General features: G+C 57.6%; 21 protein-coding genes. 12 read left to right on the forward strand and 9 right to left on the reverse strand.

Features of this window, described 5'->3' with window-relative positions:
* Positions 1-954: 954 nt before the first annotated feature.
* Positions 955-1,674 (reverse strand): DUF2511 domain-containing protein, encoded by a 720-nt coding sequence (locus tag J3D46_RS14625; RefSeq protein ID WP_253467948.1) that lies wholly within the window; start codon positions 1,672-1,674, stop codon positions 955-957.
* A gap of 119 nt (positions 1,675-1,793) precedes the next feature.
* On the opposite strand from J3D46_RS14625, the gene J3D46_RS14630 reads away from it, so the two are divergent.
* On the forward strand, positions 1,794-2,624 hold the full coding sequence (locus J3D46_RS14630) for a hypothetical protein (protein WP_253467950.1): 831 nt from the start codon (positions 1,794-1,796) through the stop codon (positions 2,622-2,624).
* An 86-nt stretch (positions 2,625-2,710) separates the two neighbouring features.
* Here the strand turns inward: J3D46_RS14630 and J3D46_RS14635 are convergent, their stop codons facing one another.
* Both J3D46_RS14635 and J3D46_RS14640 read right to left on the reverse strand, forming a co-directional pair.
* Positions 2,711-3,235, reverse strand: a complete 525-nt coding sequence (locus tag J3D46_RS14635; protein WP_253467952.1) for a hypothetical protein — start codon at positions 3,233-3,235, stop codon at positions 2,711-2,713.
* Between the two features lie 35 nt (positions 3,236-3,270).
* The gene (locus J3D46_RS14640; RefSeq protein ID WP_253467954.1) at positions 3,271-3,831 is read right to left on the reverse strand and encodes a hypothetical protein; all 561 of its coding nucleotides are present in this window, start codon (positions 3,829-3,831) and stop codon (positions 3,271-3,273) included.
* A gap of 436 nt (positions 3,832-4,267) precedes the next feature.
* Here J3D46_RS14640 and J3D46_RS14645 point away from each other — a divergent pair, with 436 nt between their 5' ends.
* Positions 4,268-4,927 (forward strand): hypothetical protein, encoded by a 660-nt coding sequence (locus tag J3D46_RS14645; RefSeq protein WP_253467956.1) that lies wholly within the window; start codon positions 4,268-4,270, stop codon positions 4,925-4,927.
* Between the two features lie 133 nt (positions 4,928-5,060).
* Entirely contained in the window at positions 5,061-6,467 is a 1,407-nt protein-coding gene (locus tag J3D46_RS14650) for a hypothetical protein (RefSeq protein WP_374110800.1), read from the forward strand.
* A 69-nt stretch (positions 6,468-6,536) separates the two neighbouring features.
* Here J3D46_RS14650 and J3D46_RS14655 read toward each other — a convergent pair whose 3' ends face one another.
* Positions 6,537-6,878, reverse strand: coding sequence for a hypothetical protein (locus J3D46_RS14655; RefSeq protein WP_253467959.1), 342 nt, complete (start codon positions 6,876-6,878; stop codon positions 6,537-6,539).
* A gap of 79 nt (positions 6,879-6,957) precedes the next feature.
* Between J3D46_RS14655 and J3D46_RS14660 the strand changes: the two genes are divergently transcribed.
* Entirely contained in the window at positions 6,958-7,317 is a 360-nt protein-coding gene (locus J3D46_RS14660) for a hypothetical protein (RefSeq protein ID WP_253467961.1), read from the forward strand.
* A gap of 60 nt (positions 7,318-7,377) precedes the next feature.
* Here J3D46_RS14660 and J3D46_RS14665 read toward each other — a convergent pair whose 3' ends face one another.
* The 3 genes from J3D46_RS14665 to J3D46_RS14675 all read right to left on the reverse strand — a co-directional run bounded on the left by J3D46_RS14665 (position 7,378) and on the right by J3D46_RS14675 (position 9,655).
* The gene (locus tag J3D46_RS14665) at positions 7,378-7,920 is read right to left on the reverse strand and encodes a hypothetical protein (RefSeq protein WP_253467963.1); all 543 of its coding nucleotides are present in this window, start codon (positions 7,918-7,920) and stop codon (positions 7,378-7,380) included.
* Positions 7,908-8,087 (reverse strand): hypothetical protein, encoded by a 180-nt coding sequence (locus tag J3D46_RS14670; protein WP_253467965.1) that lies wholly within the window; start codon positions 8,085-8,087, stop codon positions 7,908-7,910. The genes J3D46_RS14665 and J3D46_RS14670 overlap by 13 nt, the downstream gene beginning before the upstream one ends.
* A 134-nt stretch (positions 8,088-8,221) precedes the next feature.
* Positions 8,222-9,655, reverse strand: coding sequence for a hypothetical protein (locus J3D46_RS14675; RefSeq protein ID WP_253467966.1), 1,434 nt, complete (start codon positions 9,653-9,655; stop codon positions 8,222-8,224).
* Positions 9,656-9,919: 264 nt separating this feature from the next.
* On the opposite strand from J3D46_RS14675, the gene J3D46_RS14680 reads away from it, so the two are divergent.
* From J3D46_RS14680 to J3D46_RS14695, 4 genes are all read left to right on the forward strand, one after another.
* Positions 9,920-10,360 carry a hypothetical protein gene (locus tag J3D46_RS14680; RefSeq protein WP_253467968.1) on the forward strand — a complete coding sequence of 147 codons (441 nt, stop codon included), beginning with the start codon at positions 9,920-9,922 and terminating at the stop codon, positions 10,358-10,360.
* Between the two features lie 9 nt (positions 10,361-10,369).
* Positions 10,370-10,888 carry a hypothetical protein gene (locus tag J3D46_RS14685; RefSeq protein WP_253467970.1) on the forward strand — a complete coding sequence of 173 codons (519 nt, stop codon included), beginning with the start codon at positions 10,370-10,372 and terminating at the stop codon, positions 10,886-10,888.
* Positions 10,881-11,168 carry a hypothetical protein gene (locus J3D46_RS14690; RefSeq protein ID WP_253467972.1) on the forward strand — a complete coding sequence of 96 codons (288 nt, stop codon included), beginning with the start codon at positions 10,881-10,883 and terminating at the stop codon, positions 11,166-11,168. Before J3D46_RS14685 ends, J3D46_RS14690 begins: the two co-directional genes overlap by 8 nt.
* 211 nt (positions 11,169-11,379) lie before the next feature.
* Complete coding sequence (locus tag J3D46_RS14695) at positions 11,380-12,312, forward strand: hypothetical protein (RefSeq protein ID WP_253467973.1); 933 nt, start codon at positions 11,380-11,382, stop codon at positions 12,310-12,312.
* Between the two features lie 172 nt (positions 12,313-12,484).
* On the opposite strand, the gene J3D46_RS14700 is transcribed toward J3D46_RS14695, so the two are convergent.
* Positions 12,485-13,027 carry a hypothetical protein gene (locus J3D46_RS14700; protein WP_253467975.1) on the reverse strand — a complete coding sequence of 181 codons (543 nt, stop codon included), beginning with the start codon at positions 13,025-13,027 and terminating at the stop codon, positions 12,485-12,487.
* Between the two features lie 633 nt (positions 13,028-13,660).
* Between J3D46_RS14700 and J3D46_RS14705 the strand changes: the two genes are divergently transcribed.
* The 4 genes from J3D46_RS14705 (at position 13,661) to J3D46_RS14720 (ending at position 16,116) form a co-directional block, all read left to right on the forward strand.
* Positions 13,661-15,130: a hypothetical protein gene (locus tag J3D46_RS14705; RefSeq protein ID WP_253467977.1), complete on the forward strand. Its 1,470-nt coding sequence runs from the start codon at positions 13,661-13,663 to the stop codon at positions 15,128-15,130.
* Positions 15,131-15,181: 51 nt separating this feature from the next.
* The gene (locus J3D46_RS14710) at positions 15,182-15,337 is read left to right on the forward strand and encodes a hypothetical protein (protein WP_253467979.1); all 156 of its coding nucleotides are present in this window, start codon (positions 15,182-15,184) and stop codon (positions 15,335-15,337) included.
* 132 nt (positions 15,338-15,469) lie between these two features.
* The gene (locus J3D46_RS14715; protein WP_253467981.1) at positions 15,470-15,838 is read left to right on the forward strand and encodes a TM2 domain-containing protein; all 369 of its coding nucleotides are present in this window, start codon (positions 15,470-15,472) and stop codon (positions 15,836-15,838) included.
* Entirely contained in the window at positions 15,832-16,116 is a 285-nt protein-coding gene (locus J3D46_RS14720; protein WP_253467983.1) for a hypothetical protein, read from the forward strand. Before J3D46_RS14715 ends, J3D46_RS14720 begins: the two co-directional genes overlap by 7 nt.
* 162 nt (positions 16,117-16,278) lie before the next feature.
* On the opposite strand, the gene J3D46_RS14725 is transcribed toward J3D46_RS14720, so the two are convergent.
* Positions 16,279-18,399: a P-loop NTPase fold protein gene (locus J3D46_RS14725; RefSeq protein WP_253467985.1), complete on the reverse strand. Its 2,121-nt coding sequence runs from the start codon at positions 18,397-18,399 to the stop codon at positions 16,279-16,281.
* Positions 18,400-18,528 lie beyond the last annotated feature (129 nt).

Below are 18,528 nucleotides of genomic sequence, written 5' to 3' on the forward strand. Positions count from 1 at the left end.
TTGCTTTTAAGTGTGGACAAATGTTGACAAGTCCCTCTGATTGGGAGTCCCGGCTTGTGCCTGGCCGCCGGGTGCGGCCTGTTCAGTTTGGGTGGGGGCGCGGGATCAGCGTCCTGGCGTGTGGGCGCTCCGCTGGCTCTGAGCTGGGGTCACTGGGTTCCTTCTTTCTGTTCTGTCCGATAGGTCCGGAGTGGCCTACACATCTTCATGGGCGGGGGGATTAGGTACGACATGACTTCGGGAGATTTCTGTTTCGCCGGGTTGAACCACGAGATTTCCGTTCCCTTCACGGCGCCGAAAGTGACTTTGTCGGGCCAAAGTGGGTGTGTACGTTGTGCACACTTAAGTCTGTTTTTTTCTGACCACGGTCTGCTCTCTTTCTTGCCGTCACGTGTTCATTCCGCCCGCCGGATTCGACGACATGACCAAGCGAAAACCCTGTTGTTGCGCCGGCCCGACGTATCTCTCGGTGAGCAGGTGCATTCTAGGGACGAGGGGCGGCAGGGCTGCGCTCTCTCGAGTGCGCGGACCGTCAGGATGAGGTCTATGATCTCGGATGTCTGTCGTCAGACAAAGGCTCAACGGGCCATAGCCTGAGACCTGACCTCGCAGGATCTGACGGCAGCAGCACAAATCAATTGCTGACATGCTTGTTACCTTCGCCGAAACGTACGAGCGGGGGTGTTCTTCGACGATGCCGAGGGTTTCCTGGACATGGATTTCGATGTGTTCTGGGAATTGGCCAGAGAGCTCAACCCGGAAGCCGGTTACTGGAAGTCGTAGAGATGACGTCCAACCAGATAGCCGTCCGTTCGCTGCTGGGCATCTGATCGATGGCCCCCATCGGCTGTACTTTTCCGTGTTCGCGCCTTGGGAGCGCTGTCCATATCGCGTCTTCCCGTGATACTTCGGAACAAGCGGTGCAGGGCGCCTTGAAAGGGCCCCTTCCACTCATCATCCGCAAAGCTTGAGAGCCGCGTCTATTACCGGAGAGAGGTCGATTTTGAGCCCGGAAACGTCAGGATTGGCGGCCCAGATTGGATCGATACCCGGGTAGCTGCCATGATCTTTGGCTGTTCCGTTGGCTGCATAGATCCTCCCATCCGGTGCTGTGACGGTTGCTACTTGCAGGTTACGGCCGGCGACTTTGATTCTTTCGCAGTGCGCGATGACATAGGGAACCGTCAACGGCCACTCATCACCAAAGGATGTGCTGATGAGTAGGCCAGGATCCTTGGCGAGGTCAGCCGGGACATCGACCTTGACCGGCTGTTTTGGTCCGGCCGCAACGTAGCCGGCGCATAGTCCGGACTGTGGTTTGCCGACGGTTTCTGCGGGGAAAGTGACCACGACATAGCCGGCGTTACCGCCTTTGTTGTCGATGCCACCTCCCGGCCGCCAGGTCCGGTCGACGCAGACTTCCGAGGCGTTGACGACTGTGCCTTTGAAAGTCATTCCCTTCCAGATCGGCGCGTCCGGGAGTTCATTCGCTGCAGCCGCTTCGGCTTTGGTCACCCGTTCGGCATCGGCCAGTGTCACGGCCGGAGAAGCAGACTGTGAAGACGGAGCGGACGAATCGTTATTCGTAGGAGGCGGAGTTGCAGGCGCGGCGCAGGCCGTCAGGACCATGAGTACGGCCACGTAACTCAATGATGATGAGTGTGTTTTCCCCATAGCGACAGCTTATGGATAACCCGTGCCTTTCCGGGGACACCGCCAGCCGGTATTTTGGCGGTACGGCGTTGCGCCGGATGGACGACAGTTCTCGTTTCACCTGCTGGTAGGTTCGGCTCATGACTGCAGAAGACGCTGCACTGCCACCTGGATGGCGGCTGGCCACATCGGCCCGAAGCAAGATGCCGCCGGGTTGGTCAACCAAGGGATTTACGGACGATCTTTTCTGGCCGGGTGATGATGTCCTTGCTTCGGCAGAGACAGCTGTTCTGCCGCCCGGGTGCGAAGACAGCGTTTGGATTCTCCACAACCAGTATGTGTGCCCAGCCGGTGTTGATCCTGGCTCTCTGGCGTGGGAGGAAATCCCTGACATCTACACTGTTGCTCCCCCGGTCGAATTCATCAGGTTCCGCTGGAGCGAGGTTGCCCGGATCAAGGGCGTTCCGTTGCGCGGAGCGTTCTGGGACGGACTGGAGGTTCCGCCCTGTTTCCGCTGGGAGGCGTTCCTTGGGTGGGACGAGGCAGCGCTCGTCCTGCCTGGTGCCTCGTTCGTGTATCAACCCAAAGATGCGACCATCGGCCAGATCGAGCTCGAAGAGCTCCTGCCCGTCTTGCAGGCTGCCACTACGTCGTACCGTCTGGAGGCAGTGTTCAGTGCTGTCGGCCGGGCCGAGGACGACATTGCTGGTCAGGTGATTGGTGCCGACGGTTACATGCACCGACGGGTCTTCTACTTCAATACCGGAGACTTGCTTCCTGCACTTCTACGACGCGACCCTCCCTACGAGACACCTGAGTTCTGGTGGCCTGAGGACCGATCATGGCTCGTGTGGACGGACTGGGATCTGCTGGGGTCCAAGGTCTTCGGCAGCAAGGAATTGATCGAGGCACTGCGGCGTCATCCGGAGCTTGAGGCGTTGGACTGGTTTCCTACGAGGACTACTTCCTGAAGGAACTGCTTCATCCTGGTGTGTTTTTGCTTCACGTCTGTGCCTTCGAGGGGAGAGGCATTTGACGACGTCGCGGTTTCCTGGTTTCACGGCCGGCGCGTGAAGACCAGCTTATCGACCTGATCGGGATCGCCGAGCCAGATGACCAGCCTTCGGTCCTTTCCGCGGCCCTCGGTGAATAATTCAAACCCGAAGGCACCGGCGGGAAACTTCGGGCTCATATGAACTGTCATCTCCCATGGTGTTCCCGAACTCTTTGCGACTTTCCATTCACCGGAATAGGAGAGCCTCGCAGTCCAGTCCAGATTCTTCGACGAGGGCCAGTCTGCGAACACTCCGCCCGGAGCGTCCGTCCAGTCAAAGGTCCCGTTGTCCCGGAAGGCGATGTCTGTGGCGTCGTCCTCATGTCGGCTACGCCACGTGCCGATGACCATGGAGGCCTGCAGCTCTTCCGGCGGCTGGAACGTAGGGAGGTAAAGAGCGCAGCCGCCCACTGGAATAACCGCTGCCAGTGCGCCAATTGTCTTCAGGGCCGCCCGCCTTGGGATCGTCGCACCAGCCGACTGCATTCCATCAGGACCGCGATGGTTCTCTCGTGCCGGATCGTTCACGCTCGCAACCTACCCGGGGGTGCCGGAAATGTCCGTTAGGCCCCGCCTGGAAGATCAGTAGCAGTTGCCGGTTCCAATCCTGCGATTTCACGCAAGCGGGCATCTGTCCCCGGGGCCAGGATAAACCCGATGGCTTTCTCGCCGTGAGTGCAGTTCTCGGCGTCAGGACACGCCAAGGCGACAACGACCTGCAGGAAATCCGCGAGTTGTTGAGGCGAACCGGGCAGTGATGGGTCGATGACCCTGGAAGCGAACCTATCGAGCAGCTTGGCCGCGAATACCGGGACTCCTGCCTTCGTGGACAGCCGCGCAATGGTCCGGCCCGCAGGACCCTGCGACCGTACACCGGCGAGCGAGCCGGCGGCTACCCAAAGAATCCTGCACAGCCAATGCTTCTTCTTCCAGCGGTAGCGCAGGTAGAACTCCTGGGAGGCAACCACTTCCTCTGCCGCGACGGAGTAGACGCAGTCTGGTCGGAAGACCCAGCGGCTTGCAAACTGATTGGCCTCACCCGGGACACCGGAGGAAGTAACGTCAGCGACGTTCGCCCGAAGCCGATTCTGGACAATTGCGAGGCTTCGTCGTGCTGAATCCAACCTCGGCTCTGTCCTTCGGGGCCGCTCACGTCGAACGGCATGTGGGCGAACGACTGTGGTTGCCCGGTTCATCGGCTTGGGATTGCGCGGGAAGGAATCAGAGAATGCAGTGTCAGCCGCGGGAACCGGTGTTCCTCCTCGGAAGCCGGTGTACGGACACGTTCCGCCGCGACTATGGCTGCCAACTTTGCAGCGGGGTGAAAATTCGCACATACGATTCGCAATTCGTTTGGCCGCGAGTATATTCCCGGAGCCGTGTTCTTAGGTTGTGCCGCCCGATTGATAGGTCACTGCCAATTCCATCTCAGTACCGACTTGGACGGGACAACGGAAGATTGGCTTCTACGACCGGCGCCGTGGAGTAGGGAGTCATTCACTCGTCACATGACGCCTAGTGCGTAAAGTTGTGGCGTGTAGGAATAGAAAAGGTGGCGCTTTGTCCGAAACCGTACACGAAGGTTCAGAATCGGAGAGCGGGATAGAGGAGGCTCCTGAGCGCTTCATCCATGCTGTTCCGCAGGAGTATGCGCATGGTGCGTTGGTGTGGTTCACCCGGGCGTCAAGGGAACTGGCCAAGGCATCCAGCCCCCTGCTTGCGTCGATTGAGTCAACCACGATGGATGACATTCCGGATCACTCAGTTGATTCCGGGCGGCGGGGTGCCGGACGTGAGACCCCGGACGTCAAGGGCACGCTCTTCAGATATGAGTGGGAGATCTCTGTAGAGCAGCCCTTGGACTTTGACGTTGAGGATTTCCTTACAAAGCTCTATGAAATGTCTGAAGCACATGGCGCACAGGCAACGAAGAATATTCTCGATCACATCAGTGCGGTTTCAGAGGAACATGGTCAAGTTGTCGAAGCTGGTGATCGACCCTTTTTTGAAGTTCTTAGCGAAAGCTTGGAAAAACTAGACTTTGATTTCGATGAGAATGGCAATCATGGCATGCGCCTGGTGCTTCATCCAGACAACATGAAGCTTGTCCAAGGCCTTACGGAGGATCAGAGGTCTGCCCTGGACCAGATAGTCGAAAGAAAACGAGGGGAATGGAATGCTAAGAGACGTCGTAAGCAGCTTCCTAGGCTGCCTGACTGAGCGGGAGTTTGACGCCCCGCTCCTGAGCTTGCTGGCCAGCCGTGGCTTCAAGGATATTCATTTCATTCATGGTTCTTTCGAATTCGGTAAGGATGTCATCGCACAGCGCACCTGTCCGGAGACAGGAGAACTCATGCAATTTGCGATTCAGTCCAAGGCTGGTGATATTGGCTTGGCTGGCTGGCGTGAGGTGCGTCCTCAACTCGAAGAATCTGTCTACAACACCCGAGCGCACCCCAGCTTCGATCCGTCTTTGAAGCGGGTTGCCGTTCTTGTTACCACCGGAAGACTCAAAGGTGCTGCCGCCGTAGATGCCCAGGAATTCAAGGAGTCCATTGAAAGGCGGACCGACTCCAAAGTCGAATTTTGGGATCTTCTCACATTGACTGATTGGCTTTGCGACGATCCCGAGTCCGGTCTCGCGGGTCGAGCAAATACAGGGTTCCTGGACATCATCAGCAGTGCATCCAACGGTGAAGTGCGGGAGCCTGATCTGGAGCGGTACACGAGAAAATGGCTGGAGCCGGCGGTTGACGCGTTGGCTGTTGCCAGTATCGAGGCGGCCGTCATGTCCAACACCTTGCGGACTAAGCATCGTTTGGATCTCGCAGCGGCCGTCGCTCTTCAGCTTCTTCGTGCCGCCGTTGTTACGGATTCCAGCGGGCGGCAACAAGGGTTATCTGCCTCCGCCCGACGGCTTTTTGTCGGCTATGCGACAGAACTGTTGCAACAGACCCGGCCTCATTTGGCAGATCCCAAGGAGCTTTCGCGCGTCGTCGCGGGTCCTTTTGCGATCGTGACATATCAGGTGATGGCCGTTCGCCTGTTTGAGATTTTCGGTCTGCTTGCTCTGGTCGCTGAAGCCACAGGAACGCATGACGTTGCGGAGCAAGCGAGGGAAGCTGTACTTGCACTGGCGCGGACCCATCCAGGTTCTGCGCGACCGGCTTCTGATGGCTTCGCAGTCTCCCTGCTCGCTCCGGTCCTTGTGTTGTACGGCAGCGAAAGGGCGCTGTGCAGGCGGTACCTTAAGTCTGTTGCAGAGTGGCTTCTGGACCGCCACGATTCGGAGGCCGAGGGTCTGGGACTGGGATCCGTCAGCGATTCTGAAGAGCAGATTGTCGAACGCCTCCTCGGAGGTGCCTTGGAGTCAACCCAAGCAACTCTTCGTCGACAGAGCTACTTGGCCGCCGTGATCCTGGATCTCACTTGGCTTACGGAATCCCGGAGTCTTCATGACGCCATTCGCGACAACCTTGAGACGATGGGAATTCACGCCGTTGAGCCTGCTGTGGACCCTGAACGTGCCCGGTGGCGGCGTGGCGGTGACGGGGTAGGTGGGCCGAGCGGATTGCGGCTTGGTGAACGGTACGCGGGCCATGAACATAGTGCGGAGGCGGCAACAACGTCGGAACTGTACGACGATCTACTGCTGGCATCCGTTTCGCGTTCTTGGTACCGGTTTGATTCGCTGAGGTCGTTGTATGTGGCAGCCAATGCCAGTGGAGCCCAGTTATCTCCGGGTAGGTTCTCGAACTGAATCTGATGTGACCGTACAGCCACGGGGCAGACGTGGATGATCCGAACCGGATATAAGCCCAACAATCAGTCAGACCGGCCACGGCGTGGGGCTCCGCCAACGCGTAAAGAAATCACTGATGGACTCGGGCGATGACTGGTCGACGGCCAGCCATTCAGTGGCGACTTTGCGCCCGACCTCCTCGCAGGCTTGCTCCGTCATCGGACCCCTGGGGTCATCCAGGTAGTCGCTGACCTCCATCCATATGGCATAAGCGGCACCACCATGGTCGCAATTGAAGAAGTCGGTGATGAACTGACCGGCACTGTCCATAGCAATGTCGTAGGTGCGTTCCCCTTGGGGTGTGAGCACCAGCCGGGATAGGGCAGTCATGGCGGCGAGGAATCGTCGTTCGAGACGATCATCTTCCATTTACCCTCCATGTTCTGATGCGCCGAGAGAAGCATCTATAGTCCCCGGGGCCCACCCTATAGGGAAGACGTCAAAGGTAGTGAACACCGGAAGCAGCGATAATGGCCTGATGGTTGGTCCGCGACAAAATGCCCAAACGTCGGCCTTATGGCGCACATCTGATGCGGTCGTCATTGACCACCAGGCGCTGAGCGCTGCAGATGAATCGTGGTTGTCGGGCGTACGGCACCTCACCTTGGGGGCCTTAGATGTGCCGAAGGGCCTGCTGTGTTCGCTGCGGAAACTCGAATGGCTGGACATTCGGGGAGGCCCGGGCAACACCGTCGTGAACGTTGCCGAGTGCTCAGATCTGACGGGCCTGAAGATCAGCCAGGTCAGGGGGCTGAGCGATCTGTCGTTTCTGGCAGGCAAGGAATCGCTTCGTTTCCTCAGTCTTTAGGGGCTCCCGAAAGTGCAAGCATGAAGCATTGCAGTCTGAACTGTGCCGAGCGTGTGCCGTCTAGTGTGTGGCGATTCTATTATTGGCGGCACCACTCGGAAGGACAACGGGTTTGCCCTTCAGCGAGGTCTTCATCGCCTCCGTCATCCGTTGATGAATTTGCCCTGCTTGAGCAACCGTACTGGGGCTCTTGACGTCAAGATCCTTAACGGCGCTGAAGTATGCGACAGCCTCTGAGTAAACATCGGTTTCTTCCAACAGCTCAATGACCCGAAGTTGTCCTGTGATCTCCGTGGCGAGCGTCGACATCTCGTCGGCGTAATCCTCCAGCTGGCCCAACAACTCATTTCTTCCCGGGGTTTCGTCCGCTAAGGCCGCCAGGCTTTGGTAATGGACCTGACCACCTTTGTGTTTGGTTACGGCCACCACATACTTATCGAGCTCGCCGAGCAGTTTGGTGTAGATCTGCAGCAATTCCGTTTTCCGTTGCAGCTCATCCTCGCGTTGGTTCTGCGATTTGAGCCGATTATTCTCTTTCCAAGCGACGACGAACTGTGCGCCAAGACTGCCGACGAGGGTAAGCGTTCCTGTTATGACGCCCACCCAAAGAGGGTGAAGTCGATGGGTTTCTCCGAGCCACCTACAGTCGGCGTGCTTGTGCCCGTCACGATGGTTGTGGGAACCGGTGAATGTGGGGGCGAGGACTGGGCAATGTCCGTGATGGCCGTGGCAATGGGGTCCGTGCTGAGTGACGGCGTGGGGACTGGCACGGGTGTAGTTTGTGCAATATCCAGGGCAACAGAGATTATTGATGGCCATTCCATAGGCGTCTAGATTAGCTGTTCGTGCGGGTAGTAACGACATCCCGTGGCGAAATGAAGATAAAGAGCAATTCCTTGGGCTTCTATCGCTTGGCGTCCCAGATGGCGTCCTCGTGTTCCTGGATATGCAACCGAAGGCCCCATGACACAGAGCGGTTTGGCTGTACTGCTGCGGGTTCTTTTCCGTCCGTCACCGCAATCAACTCTGCAGGGTTCAGGAACTCACCTGTTATCCGGAGGTCAGTTACCGATCGGATCATCTTGTCGACCGCAACCGTGAAGTACACCTGCGTGGGAGCGATGTCGAAGGGGTAGGTGCCATGTTCCTTACACAGTGTCCGGATGAGGTTCATTTGCTTCCGGTTCGGATAGAAGATCTCCGGTGATGTGCCGTCCTTCTGTTTCCATTGCAGGGCCATGGAAGCGGCAGTGTATTCACGAAGCTCTGCCGGTCCCAGCAGCAACTCAGCTGACACCAGTACGCCGAGGGTTCTGTCTTCCGGACCGCCTTCGAAGGGTGACTGGATCGACGGTAATGCCAGGACGCCGTGCTCCGCCAGGCCTTCGCTGAGTGACGCCGTGGCCGGGTAGCTGCTGTATCTCTGCACGCTGGCTTCGAACGCTTTCACGGCAGCTTCGAAAGGAGTTTCGACTTTGAAGGGCACGAAGCCCGTCATCGGAAAGACACCATCTGGATGAGGGTTCCGCGAACCCAGTGGATACAGGGCGTTGCCTTCGACGGGTTCCTCAACAGGGGCTCGATCGACGTCGTCGTAGCTGGCCCGGGCCTCGGCCAGGGTGTACCTGTCACCGGGCGGAGGGTTGTCCGGGTCCAAGAGGATCTCCAGCACGATTCCCCGGCCATTGGGAACGTAGAAATCCTCCTCAAACGGATCGAGTCCCAGATTGCGGCAGATTTCGACCAGCGTCTCGTGCGGAAAACAGTCCATCGCCCTGGGGGACAAGTACTGCTCAGTGTTCTCGAAATCATATGGTTCACCGTTTTCGGCGAACTTCCACGGCTCGGAGTTGTACAGACTCAGGAACCGCCGCAGACCGTTCTTGTCGTACACCGTCAGGTCCCGGCCACCCCATCGTCCGCGCGCCGGTCCTTCAGGCATGCGTTTGATGTTCTTGGGCTCGTCGGTGACGCCGATGGTTGTGACACCGTGGGAAAGCGGAAGCTCCTTGAGTGGAAACCGCAGGTTTGGATCATCACGGGTGTTATGAAAGACGGCCGTCCACTCGGTGTTCCGGGTCTCAACGAGCAGCCACCGCATGCCGTACCCCAGTGGCAGCAGTTTCTCCAGCAGTTCAGGGAGTGTGCCAGTGTGTGCCGTAACACCGATGCCCACGTCCGACTGGTACGGGCTGCTTTGAAGCCACTCGCACCACGTCACAGCAGTATGATCCAAGGGCCGCTCGAGGTAGCCGATCGTGGTGGTCACGGGCGCCCATGCACCGCCCAACAGCAGTTTGGCTGCCAATTTCTGGGCTGGACTCAGGCGTGGCGGCATTCTCTGGACTCCTGTGGTTCTTCTGGTTCATTGGGCATCGAGGTCGAGCTTGCAATTAAAGGCCAGCCCTGGCTCCTGGATAGCCTCGCACGAAGCCGCGACAGAGACAGTGGACGGCCACGGTTCCGTTCCTGTGCCCGCTTCTATCGCGTGTGATCCAATGCGAAAGCATGAAAGAGGGTGCACGTGAACTTGGTACTATCGCCGTTGGTGTGGTGAATCCATTCATCGCCCGGCCAAGAGACCATTGGAGTGAAGCCACCTGTGACTGAGAACGACCTGCCGCCGGATCCTGTGCAGGACAGCCGGGTGCGTCAGGCGCGGGTGCTCGCCCGGAAGATCAATCTTCTCCTGGACATCATCATGGATGAGTCTGGCCAGCCGTACGACTACCCAACGCTGAGCGCCAAGGCCGAGCAGCTTACTGGCTACAACATCTCACGTACGCGTTGGTCGCTGCTGAAGAACGGCAAGATACAGGTCGTTCCGGACGATGCACTGCGTGCCATCGCAGCGGTGTTTGATATCGGTGCTGAGTATCTGCTGCAGGAAGACGGTAAAATACCCGACCGCGTTGTAGCCGAGCTTGAACTGGTCCGCAGCATGCGGCGGGCCGGCGTGTTGAACTTTGCGGCCAGGACTCTGGGACCAGTGGATCCGGAAGCCTTCAGGGCGATCGCGAAGATCCTGGATGAAGGTGTGTAGTTCCGTCTGATGGATGAGCAACAAATACAAGAGATTGTCGACAGGGTTATCGCCGCCCTGGAACAGCTGAAACCGGCGGAGCCCCAGGCCTGGCAGGTCTGGGGCGCCTTCGGGTCCTATGCGACCCTGGCTGCGGCCGTGGTTGCGTTCTTCATCGGCTGGTGGACCATCAAGCAGAAACGCGAGGCTGACGCCCGGGCCGAGTGGTGGCGACGGACGCAGTGGGCCCTGGAAGCAACAGCGTCCGAAAACGATGCACTGAACTCTTACGGTGCGGGGATGCTTGATTTGCTGGCCCGTAGCGAGCTGGCGGATGCCAAAGACAAGGAACTCCTCGACGCCGTGTGGGAAGTCACTGACACGGAGATGCAGGACGATAGCATTGAGCAACTCCTCGAAGAGGCTGCTGGCTTTGGTGACCTCGACGAGGAAGAAAAGGCCGTAGTCCGTAGTTTCTACAATATGGACGGTACTCCTGAGGCAGGAGACAATGGAGCCAGGAACGTAGGGGAGGAGGCAGATGACTGAACAATCAAATACCGACAAGGCCCATAAGGACCAGGTTTTCAGGAAACTGCGGCGTGAGATTCTTGCCGCCCGACTGAAGGTGACACTTGACGAGCAGCTCAAGCGCCCGACGTCTCCTACGGTCAAGAAGCTTTCTGCCATGAAGCTGCCCGCCATTGTCAGGACTGCTGAGGTTCCGGTGGTGACCACCAACAAAGTCGATAAGCGAGCAGCCGGCGGAAAAGTACACTACTCCGCAGCGAAACAACAGTCGAGGTCCACGCGGCGCATGGCCAGCTGACACTATCGACCAGCACAGACGAAAAAGAAGCCCCATCCGGATGATCCGGATGGGGCTTCTTGTGGTTTCGGTTATTCGCTCGCCAACTTCTCGACCAGGTTTCAGATCCCTGAGCAGCTGAACTGGGCGAGTCGTGAGCGGATTCCACTGGACTCAGGAAGAATCGCCAGAGTATTTCCTTTATTGCCAATGACTACGAAAGTGACAGTTTGTGGGCTTCTTCAAGAAAAAACAGCGTGAGCAGGAACCAGTCGACGAGGAGCTGACGTTCTTCACTGTGTCCGAGGCACAGAGGTTCCGTACAACGGTACGCGAGGTCTTCGCCGAGCTGGGCCATGAAGTGCAGATCCATGCTGATCACGCACTTGACGCTGACGGCCGCGGATACGGTTTCTGGAATGTCGCCGCTAACTGCCACAGCGCGCAGGAATCCGGGTGGCGGGAGATCATCCGCCAGCATCTCGAACGTGTGCTGGCGAATTTCGATGGTGCTGATCCCTTCGAAGAACTCACAGCGGAGCAAGCATTCAGCCGCACGTACGCGCGACTCTACGAAGAATCAGGTATGCCGAACCTGGACGCATATCCTCACAGCCAGTTCGCTCCTGGTGTCGTGGAGATGCTGGCGCTTGATCTTCCTGACACGGTGACTTTGTATGCCCGCAAGCATGCCGACACCTTTGGCGGTTGGGAAGCACTCCGGACACAGGGCTTGGCGAATCTCCGCGCCTTGGAGCACGAGCAGGTCGAGACCGTTCCTGCCCAAGGTGGCGGTGCGTTCAATGCGCTGTTGGGAGACTCTGTGTACACAGCCAGCAAAGCGCTGCTGCTGCCAGACATCGCAACGGAGCTCACCGGCAAGCAACCGCGCCCCGAGCTCGGCTGGCTGATGAGTATTCCCAACAGGCATCAACTCGTGTGGCACGTCATCGAAGATGAAGGTGTCTTGGGGGCGCTCGACGGCATGGTGCGGTTCACGGCCATGGGATACAGCGATGCCCCCGGTCCGGTGAGCCCGCACGTCTACTGGTGGAATGGGACAGGATATGAGCAACTGACCCAGCTATCCGAAGAGGACGGGAGCCTTTCCGTTCATGTCAGCCCGGAGTTCCATGCTGTTCTGGAAGCGACGTCCGGCGACTGAGTTGGGCAAGTCAACCCCGTAGGCAGGCCCACGTATTAACAACCGAACCTGTCGCGGCCTCATCTGCCTGTGACGAGGTAAATCAATGCCATGAACGCGTAGACGATCCGAAGGATCAGGCGAAGTGACGAACCGGTGATACGTCACGTTGCTGTGCCCGCATAAGTCCCTACTACGGTTCCTTGTGTTCGCTGGTTTCGAGTCTGTGCTGTTTCAGGTATTTCTTCCACCAGTCCAGGCACTCGTCGGCCAAGGTCAATACATCCTTGGTTTGCGGTTTGCCATTGCGCTCAAACTCGATGCTCCCTGAGGTTGAGCGGCCGGCGCTGCCTTCGAGCACAGTAACTGATCCAATTCTTACATCGTCTCCCTTGCCTGGGTCGCGCCCGAAGTGTTTGGAGGTGTTCGCGAGATTGTTGGCCAGTGACATAATGTGCGAGCCGCTCATCGCCTTAATGATCTGTTCTTCGGTGATGTCGTTCGAATCATCCCTGTGGATCCAGTCAGCCAGATGCAGCGACATGATGAAGAACGTCATGGCATCCGCCCGCAGGTCACCGTGATCGGTAGGCTTGGAAGCCGTCTCCGTGAGAATTCGATGGGCCCTCTGCACGTATCCCCACATCTCAGGCCATCGGCGTTCGTTCAGGGAGATGACTGCTTTCACACCATCCAACATGAACTCAATGGTGAACTGTTGAAAACGTGATTTCAAGTAGATCCCGTATGGGGGGGACAAGAGTCTTAGCGAAGAGACCGAACGTACATCAGGGGGTCTGTAAACATGGGTTTGTCCCATCGTCCTTCAGAGAGGGCCGAAAAGCTTTCTGAAGTGAGAAGGCGGCTGAAACGCAGTTGCGCGGGAGAGCGCCCGTAACCCACGAAGGGAGAAGCAGTCAGGTCGCGAAACTGGTGGATGGTCGCATCAATGGTGAAGGGGGCCTCCTCGGGAGACGTCGCGAGCTCAAGCCATGTGTGACGGGTCGTGCGACCGACGGTTGTTTCGTAGGTGACAACCCGCCATGTACCTACGCGGAGGTCCGTGAGCACGTGCCCAATGACAAACGACGCGATGTCACATGATCCCGTGGGAAATTCCTTCAAGAAGAATTGTTGTTCCCTGTCAGGCATCGCTTGTAGAGCGTCACTGACCCATGCGACGGTTTCGTGGACGACTCGCTCATCGTGTGGTGTCAACGTCATGAATGTCAAAGTACATGCCCAGGGCCCAAGATGTTTTTGTTGCGCCACTCCATGGCTAACACTCCTGCGGCGTCACTTGCCCAGGCACTTCAGAACTCACCGGAGCGAGTTGCGCTAAGTCCCGGTTCGGCTCGCCTTCAGGATCATGACGTCGAGCGGAAGCGGCATTTTGCCGGACCCAATGCGCGCGCCGAAGATGGTCACTGTGACCAAAGTGAAACCCAAAGATGGACCGCGAGCACAGCCCGACTGGGTGGCGAAAGTTCGTGCCATTGGCGTCGACACCAACGCCATAGGCAACGGATCCTTCAACGTCGTCCAATTGCAGCGTCTTACACATCAAGCAAAGCAACATGGACTGGAACTCTGGATCCCTGAACCCGTTATGTGGGAATGGGCAGAGCATTTGCGGTCGGACCGCGTTGAACTAAATGATGTCCGGACAAGGTTGGTCGCTGCCGGGATCCAGGTCGAGCCTCAACAAGTGGACATCGATGACGCCCTTTCGTTTGTGCGCAATGGACTAGAAAGCCTGGGCGAACACGTCAAGATCTTGTCCATTGAATCGGTCGCCTCTGAAGCGCTGATGGATCAAATTCTTTTGCGTGCACCCGGTGAACGGATCTCCAGGGACGGCCGTATCGTCAGGACACCAGCTGGAAAGTCTGTCAAGACCGGCGCCTCCGATAGCGCGATTTTTCGCACTTTCCTTAACCAGGCCAGAGGCAAGACTGATTCATACGTGATTTTGAGTGGCGATAGTGATGCCAGGAAAGCCCACAAAGCCTGGAACGTCGATGCAGTCAGGGTCTTCAAAGGTATCGACTCGTTGAACGTAGAGATTTTCCGCATGATGCCCGCACCGGATCACCTCATCTCGAGCTGCGTAGAATTCCTTCGGCAAAACCTTGGGCAAGTGGATCTCACGTCATTCAGATCCAGAAACAACTTGGTCGAGACGGATCTTGATTTCGCCGGCATAGGAACGAAGGTTCTTGTAGGGTTTTACGACGCCATGTTGGACAAACCTTCAGACGTGGTCATGTGTCGTGCAGTGGTGGTCACCGACGTGCTGGGTCCCGAAATCACCTACGACATTTATGGCGAAGCGCATGAGGAACCTGGCGCGCAGCGGACTTATGAGGACTCCGCGGTGAACCTGGAGATCACATTCGAGGTGGAAAACGGGGCGGTCAAGAGTCTCTCGATGGGGGAGGTGCGCTTCACGTCTGTCATAGAGACCGAGGACGAAGTCTTGGAAGAAGACGGCCCCCTGGTAATACTCCAGAGCCTGACCGCCGTTCCGGACATGTCAGACTTCGAATGGGATGAGTTGTTTTACGATTCTGCTGAGGCCTCGTTCGAGGTTGATGGAGATCCGCTCCTTCTCGACTTCAGCGGAAGTGTCTTTGATGAATGGACTCTATTGGCTACATACAGAGGCGCGCAGATTTCTATTTCGGGATGGCCCCGTAACGACGGAAGGCAACTGGATGAGGGCTTTGTCGTTGAGGCTACCACCGCATTGACAACCGACTCATCGTTGGTGGGCAACCATCCGAGCTTGGCCCTCAACGCATTGGTCATGAATACGCCGAGACCAAGTTCGACTTGAGGTGAGAATACGTCCGGCAGCGCTCCACAATATTCCAGTAAGGGTAGGTCCATGACCAAATTCCGCTCCTCTCGCCACGACCGTGAGATCCTACTTGCCGACTGGCGCGATGCCGAGCAACTGGCAGCCTGGTTCATGTGCGCGGACACCGGCATGCAGGATGCCAGAGTTGCCGGTTCTGACCTGTTCTTGACGTTCAGCCATTGAGTCTGGGACTGTACGCCGGGCCACCATTCATCGCTTCGAGAGGATGAACATGAGCGAGCGTACCAACGTGGTCTAACTCCTGATCAGCCGAACGCGCCCGTCGATCCTCGCTATCCGAAGCCGAAGTCGTTCGTGACAACGTGGCTGCTGGCCCTGTTCCTTGGAACCTTTGGCGTCGACCGATTCTACTTGGGCAAGATAGGCTCCGGCATCCTGAAGCTGCTCACCTTGGGAGGCTACGGCATATGGTGGCTGGTTGATGTCATCATCGTCGTGGCCGGGCAGCAGACGGACAAACACCGCTGGAGACTCTTCGGCTACGAGCAAAACAAGCTGGTGGCATTGATCGTCAGCTGCGTTGTGGTCCTGTGCGGGGGTTCTGGGGACTGCCGGTGTGGCAGCCCTCGGCAGAACGGTGGGTCCCGTCGTCGCCGAGTGCGCCGGTCGTGGCTCCCGTGCCGGCGCCTGCACCGCCGCTGGAACCAGCTCTGCCGGTGCTGACGAAATACGGAGCGCTGTCAGCAGACTGGGAGGCCAACCACAGAGCTGACAATTACTACTCGCCTGGATCTGCGTATGATCCTGATCCTGCGCTGCCTTTGAACGGCGGCCACGTTCGTGACAAGTACGTCAGCGTCTTTCGGTTCGGGGTCAGGGTGCTGCTCTACGACATGAACCTGACGCCTGGCACCAACGAGCAAGAGGCACTGTTTTTCAGCAACGTCGAGTTGCCCCCGGATGCCAAGGATCGTCTGGCAACGCGAGCTGCCCGGTTGTAAGCAGATCCAGTTTCAATCCGAAACGCTCCGCAGGCTGGTGCCGCACCAATTGAATGCGACACCAGCAACGGATAATTTCACAAGTTGGCGGCAGGCGTACGGAGCTCGCAGGAGCTGGGTAAACCCTTTGAGGAAGCGCGCAATAAGCCCGCGTCCTGGCAATTAGCCATCGCTGGATCGTCCGCTTGCTCGTTCTTGACGCCACCGCAGAAGTTCTTCGAAGGCGAACCTTGCACGCTGCTCCACGGACGGGATTTCGTCGCCTTGGGCCGCAGGAACATCTGCCGGCTCCTCGAGCGGCAACGTCAGCAGTGGGTCGGGCGGGACAGTATTCTCGAGTTGGTTGGTAAGCAACGTGAGACTGGACGGCAGCGCCTGGTAGTCTCCTGCGGCGTATGAGGATATGACAAAGTTTGCAGCCAGAGCGGTGAGTGAAAGCGGGCCTGCCTCCAAAGCGGACAAAGTTTCGACCTGCAGCCTGGGCAAGCCTTCCAGAACAACGAGGTACTGCCACACCGCGAGTATTTCGTCTATGGGAACTTTGGAATTAGCCTTTTGCCATTCCGCCAGCAGCCACGCTGCAGCTTGCTGGTTCCATATTTCGGTCATGTCATTGAACAATTCATGCTCGGGAGCAGGCGTTGATTGCTCCAGGACCGAACGTTGCGCCACTTCGTTGTCGGATCGGTTCTTGTTCTGTTGTAAGCCGTGCCCCAGGATTACTGGGCGGGAGAATTTCTCGACGAACACTTCGACGGCGGGTTTATCCCATGGCTCGCAATGCCACAGCAGGCTGGCCAGCCAGACTGATCGAAGCCGTATGGTCGTTGAGCGGAAGTCTTCGTCGACGTTCCCTCTGGATAATCCGGTGCTGAGGTAGTCGATCAGGTGCTGCCCGTCCAACTCATGATCCGTGTGGCGGGTGCCCTTCTTCAGCGCCTGGATCTGCATCTGTTCGTTGGGGTGGTCAAACGTCTCAGGGCACTTGTGCCCAATGGCAACTTCCCCTCGCCGGATTCGGGCCAGATCGCTGATGACAGCAGCGTCGGACATGTCTCCCACAGGCAGGGAAAAGGTGAAGTACCTGTCGAAGTATTCTGAATCGCTGACTCGGAACTTTCCGCCGTTAGTGCCCCAAAAGGGGTCGGGGAAAGCATGCGGAAATAGCGAAGCCAAAGCTTCCATCAGTTCAACTATCGTGTCGCCCTTGTATCCACAATCATTGATCCTGCTGCTCCACACCTCTTTGGAAGTGGCTTTGACTCCACGGCTGATTCCCTTCCGTATCAGTTCGCCCCTCCAGGACGGTAAGCGTCGGTAGAGATCCGGATAGAAGATCCGGAGGAAGGTTATGGCGAAGAAGTCCGCTGGGTCGACATCACCTTGGGCAAGCTGCAGGAATGTCACCGCTTGCCCGGTATAGCGGTGGCAAGCACGTGGGGTGGTCAGTGTGGTGGCCATGTGGTTGTCGTAGAACGATTCGAACCTGTTCGCCGGCGACGTTCCGCCGTTGCTTTGAGCCGATGCGCGGGCCAGGATCGGCTTCAACGCGGTATCGATGATCTCCTGAAGAAAATGCTGCTGCGGGTCCGGGAGGTCCAGAGGGTACTGCACGATCTTTTCCAAGTAGACCTGTGCGTCGCTTTCTTCGCCACCCAGGCCTAGGGACAGCGTTTTGATCGTTGACCTTCGATCGTAGGCAAGCAGGTAGTTGACCCTGGGGAAGCGACCCAAAAGCCGGATGGTCTTCATCAGCAGCAGCAGGTCCTTGGGCTGAACGCGGTCCACATCGTCCACGACGACAAGGACCTTCACTCGTGCTGCATTGATGGTTCCGGCCATGTCTTTGAACGCAGAATCCCAGGATTTTTCCGGCAGGAATTCGCGGACCGTTTCGGACACTCCCGTCCCAACATGGGGGATGGCCTTCAAAATAGGTGTTGTGCGCCGCGCGACGTCGACCGCCTTCTTACGAAGACTCTTACGGGTTCCTCGTGGAAAAGCTTCAAGTATTGCTGCATAGAGTTCGGCCTGTAGACGCATTTCGTCGAAGGACCAAGGGTTGAAGCGGACGACTTTGACGGAATCATCAAGGGCGCCTGTGATGAAGTTCAGCACGGATGTCTTGCCTGAGCCCCACGGACCTACGAGTCCGAAGACGGTGCTGTCATTGCTGTCAGCCAGGTTCTCGATGAGGTCCTTCGCCATTTTGACAAAGGGGCCGCGATCCAGTTTGTCTTTGCGGCGGTCTGTCTCCGGCGCGTCTACCCATGGTTCAGTCACACCTGCGATTCTAGGCAGAAACCACGACCTATGTGGCACGCATACTTGCCTAAGGTCTTCGATCCGGACGAATTCAACAATGACTTATTCCGTCGTTCATTCAGCATGAAAGTAGATGAAATGACAAGA

Origin of the sequence: Paenarthrobacter sp. A20, from assembly GCF_024168825.1 — a bacterium.
In the GTDB taxonomy this organism is placed as follows: Bacteria; Actinomycetota; Actinomycetes; order Actinomycetales; family Micrococcaceae; genus Arthrobacter.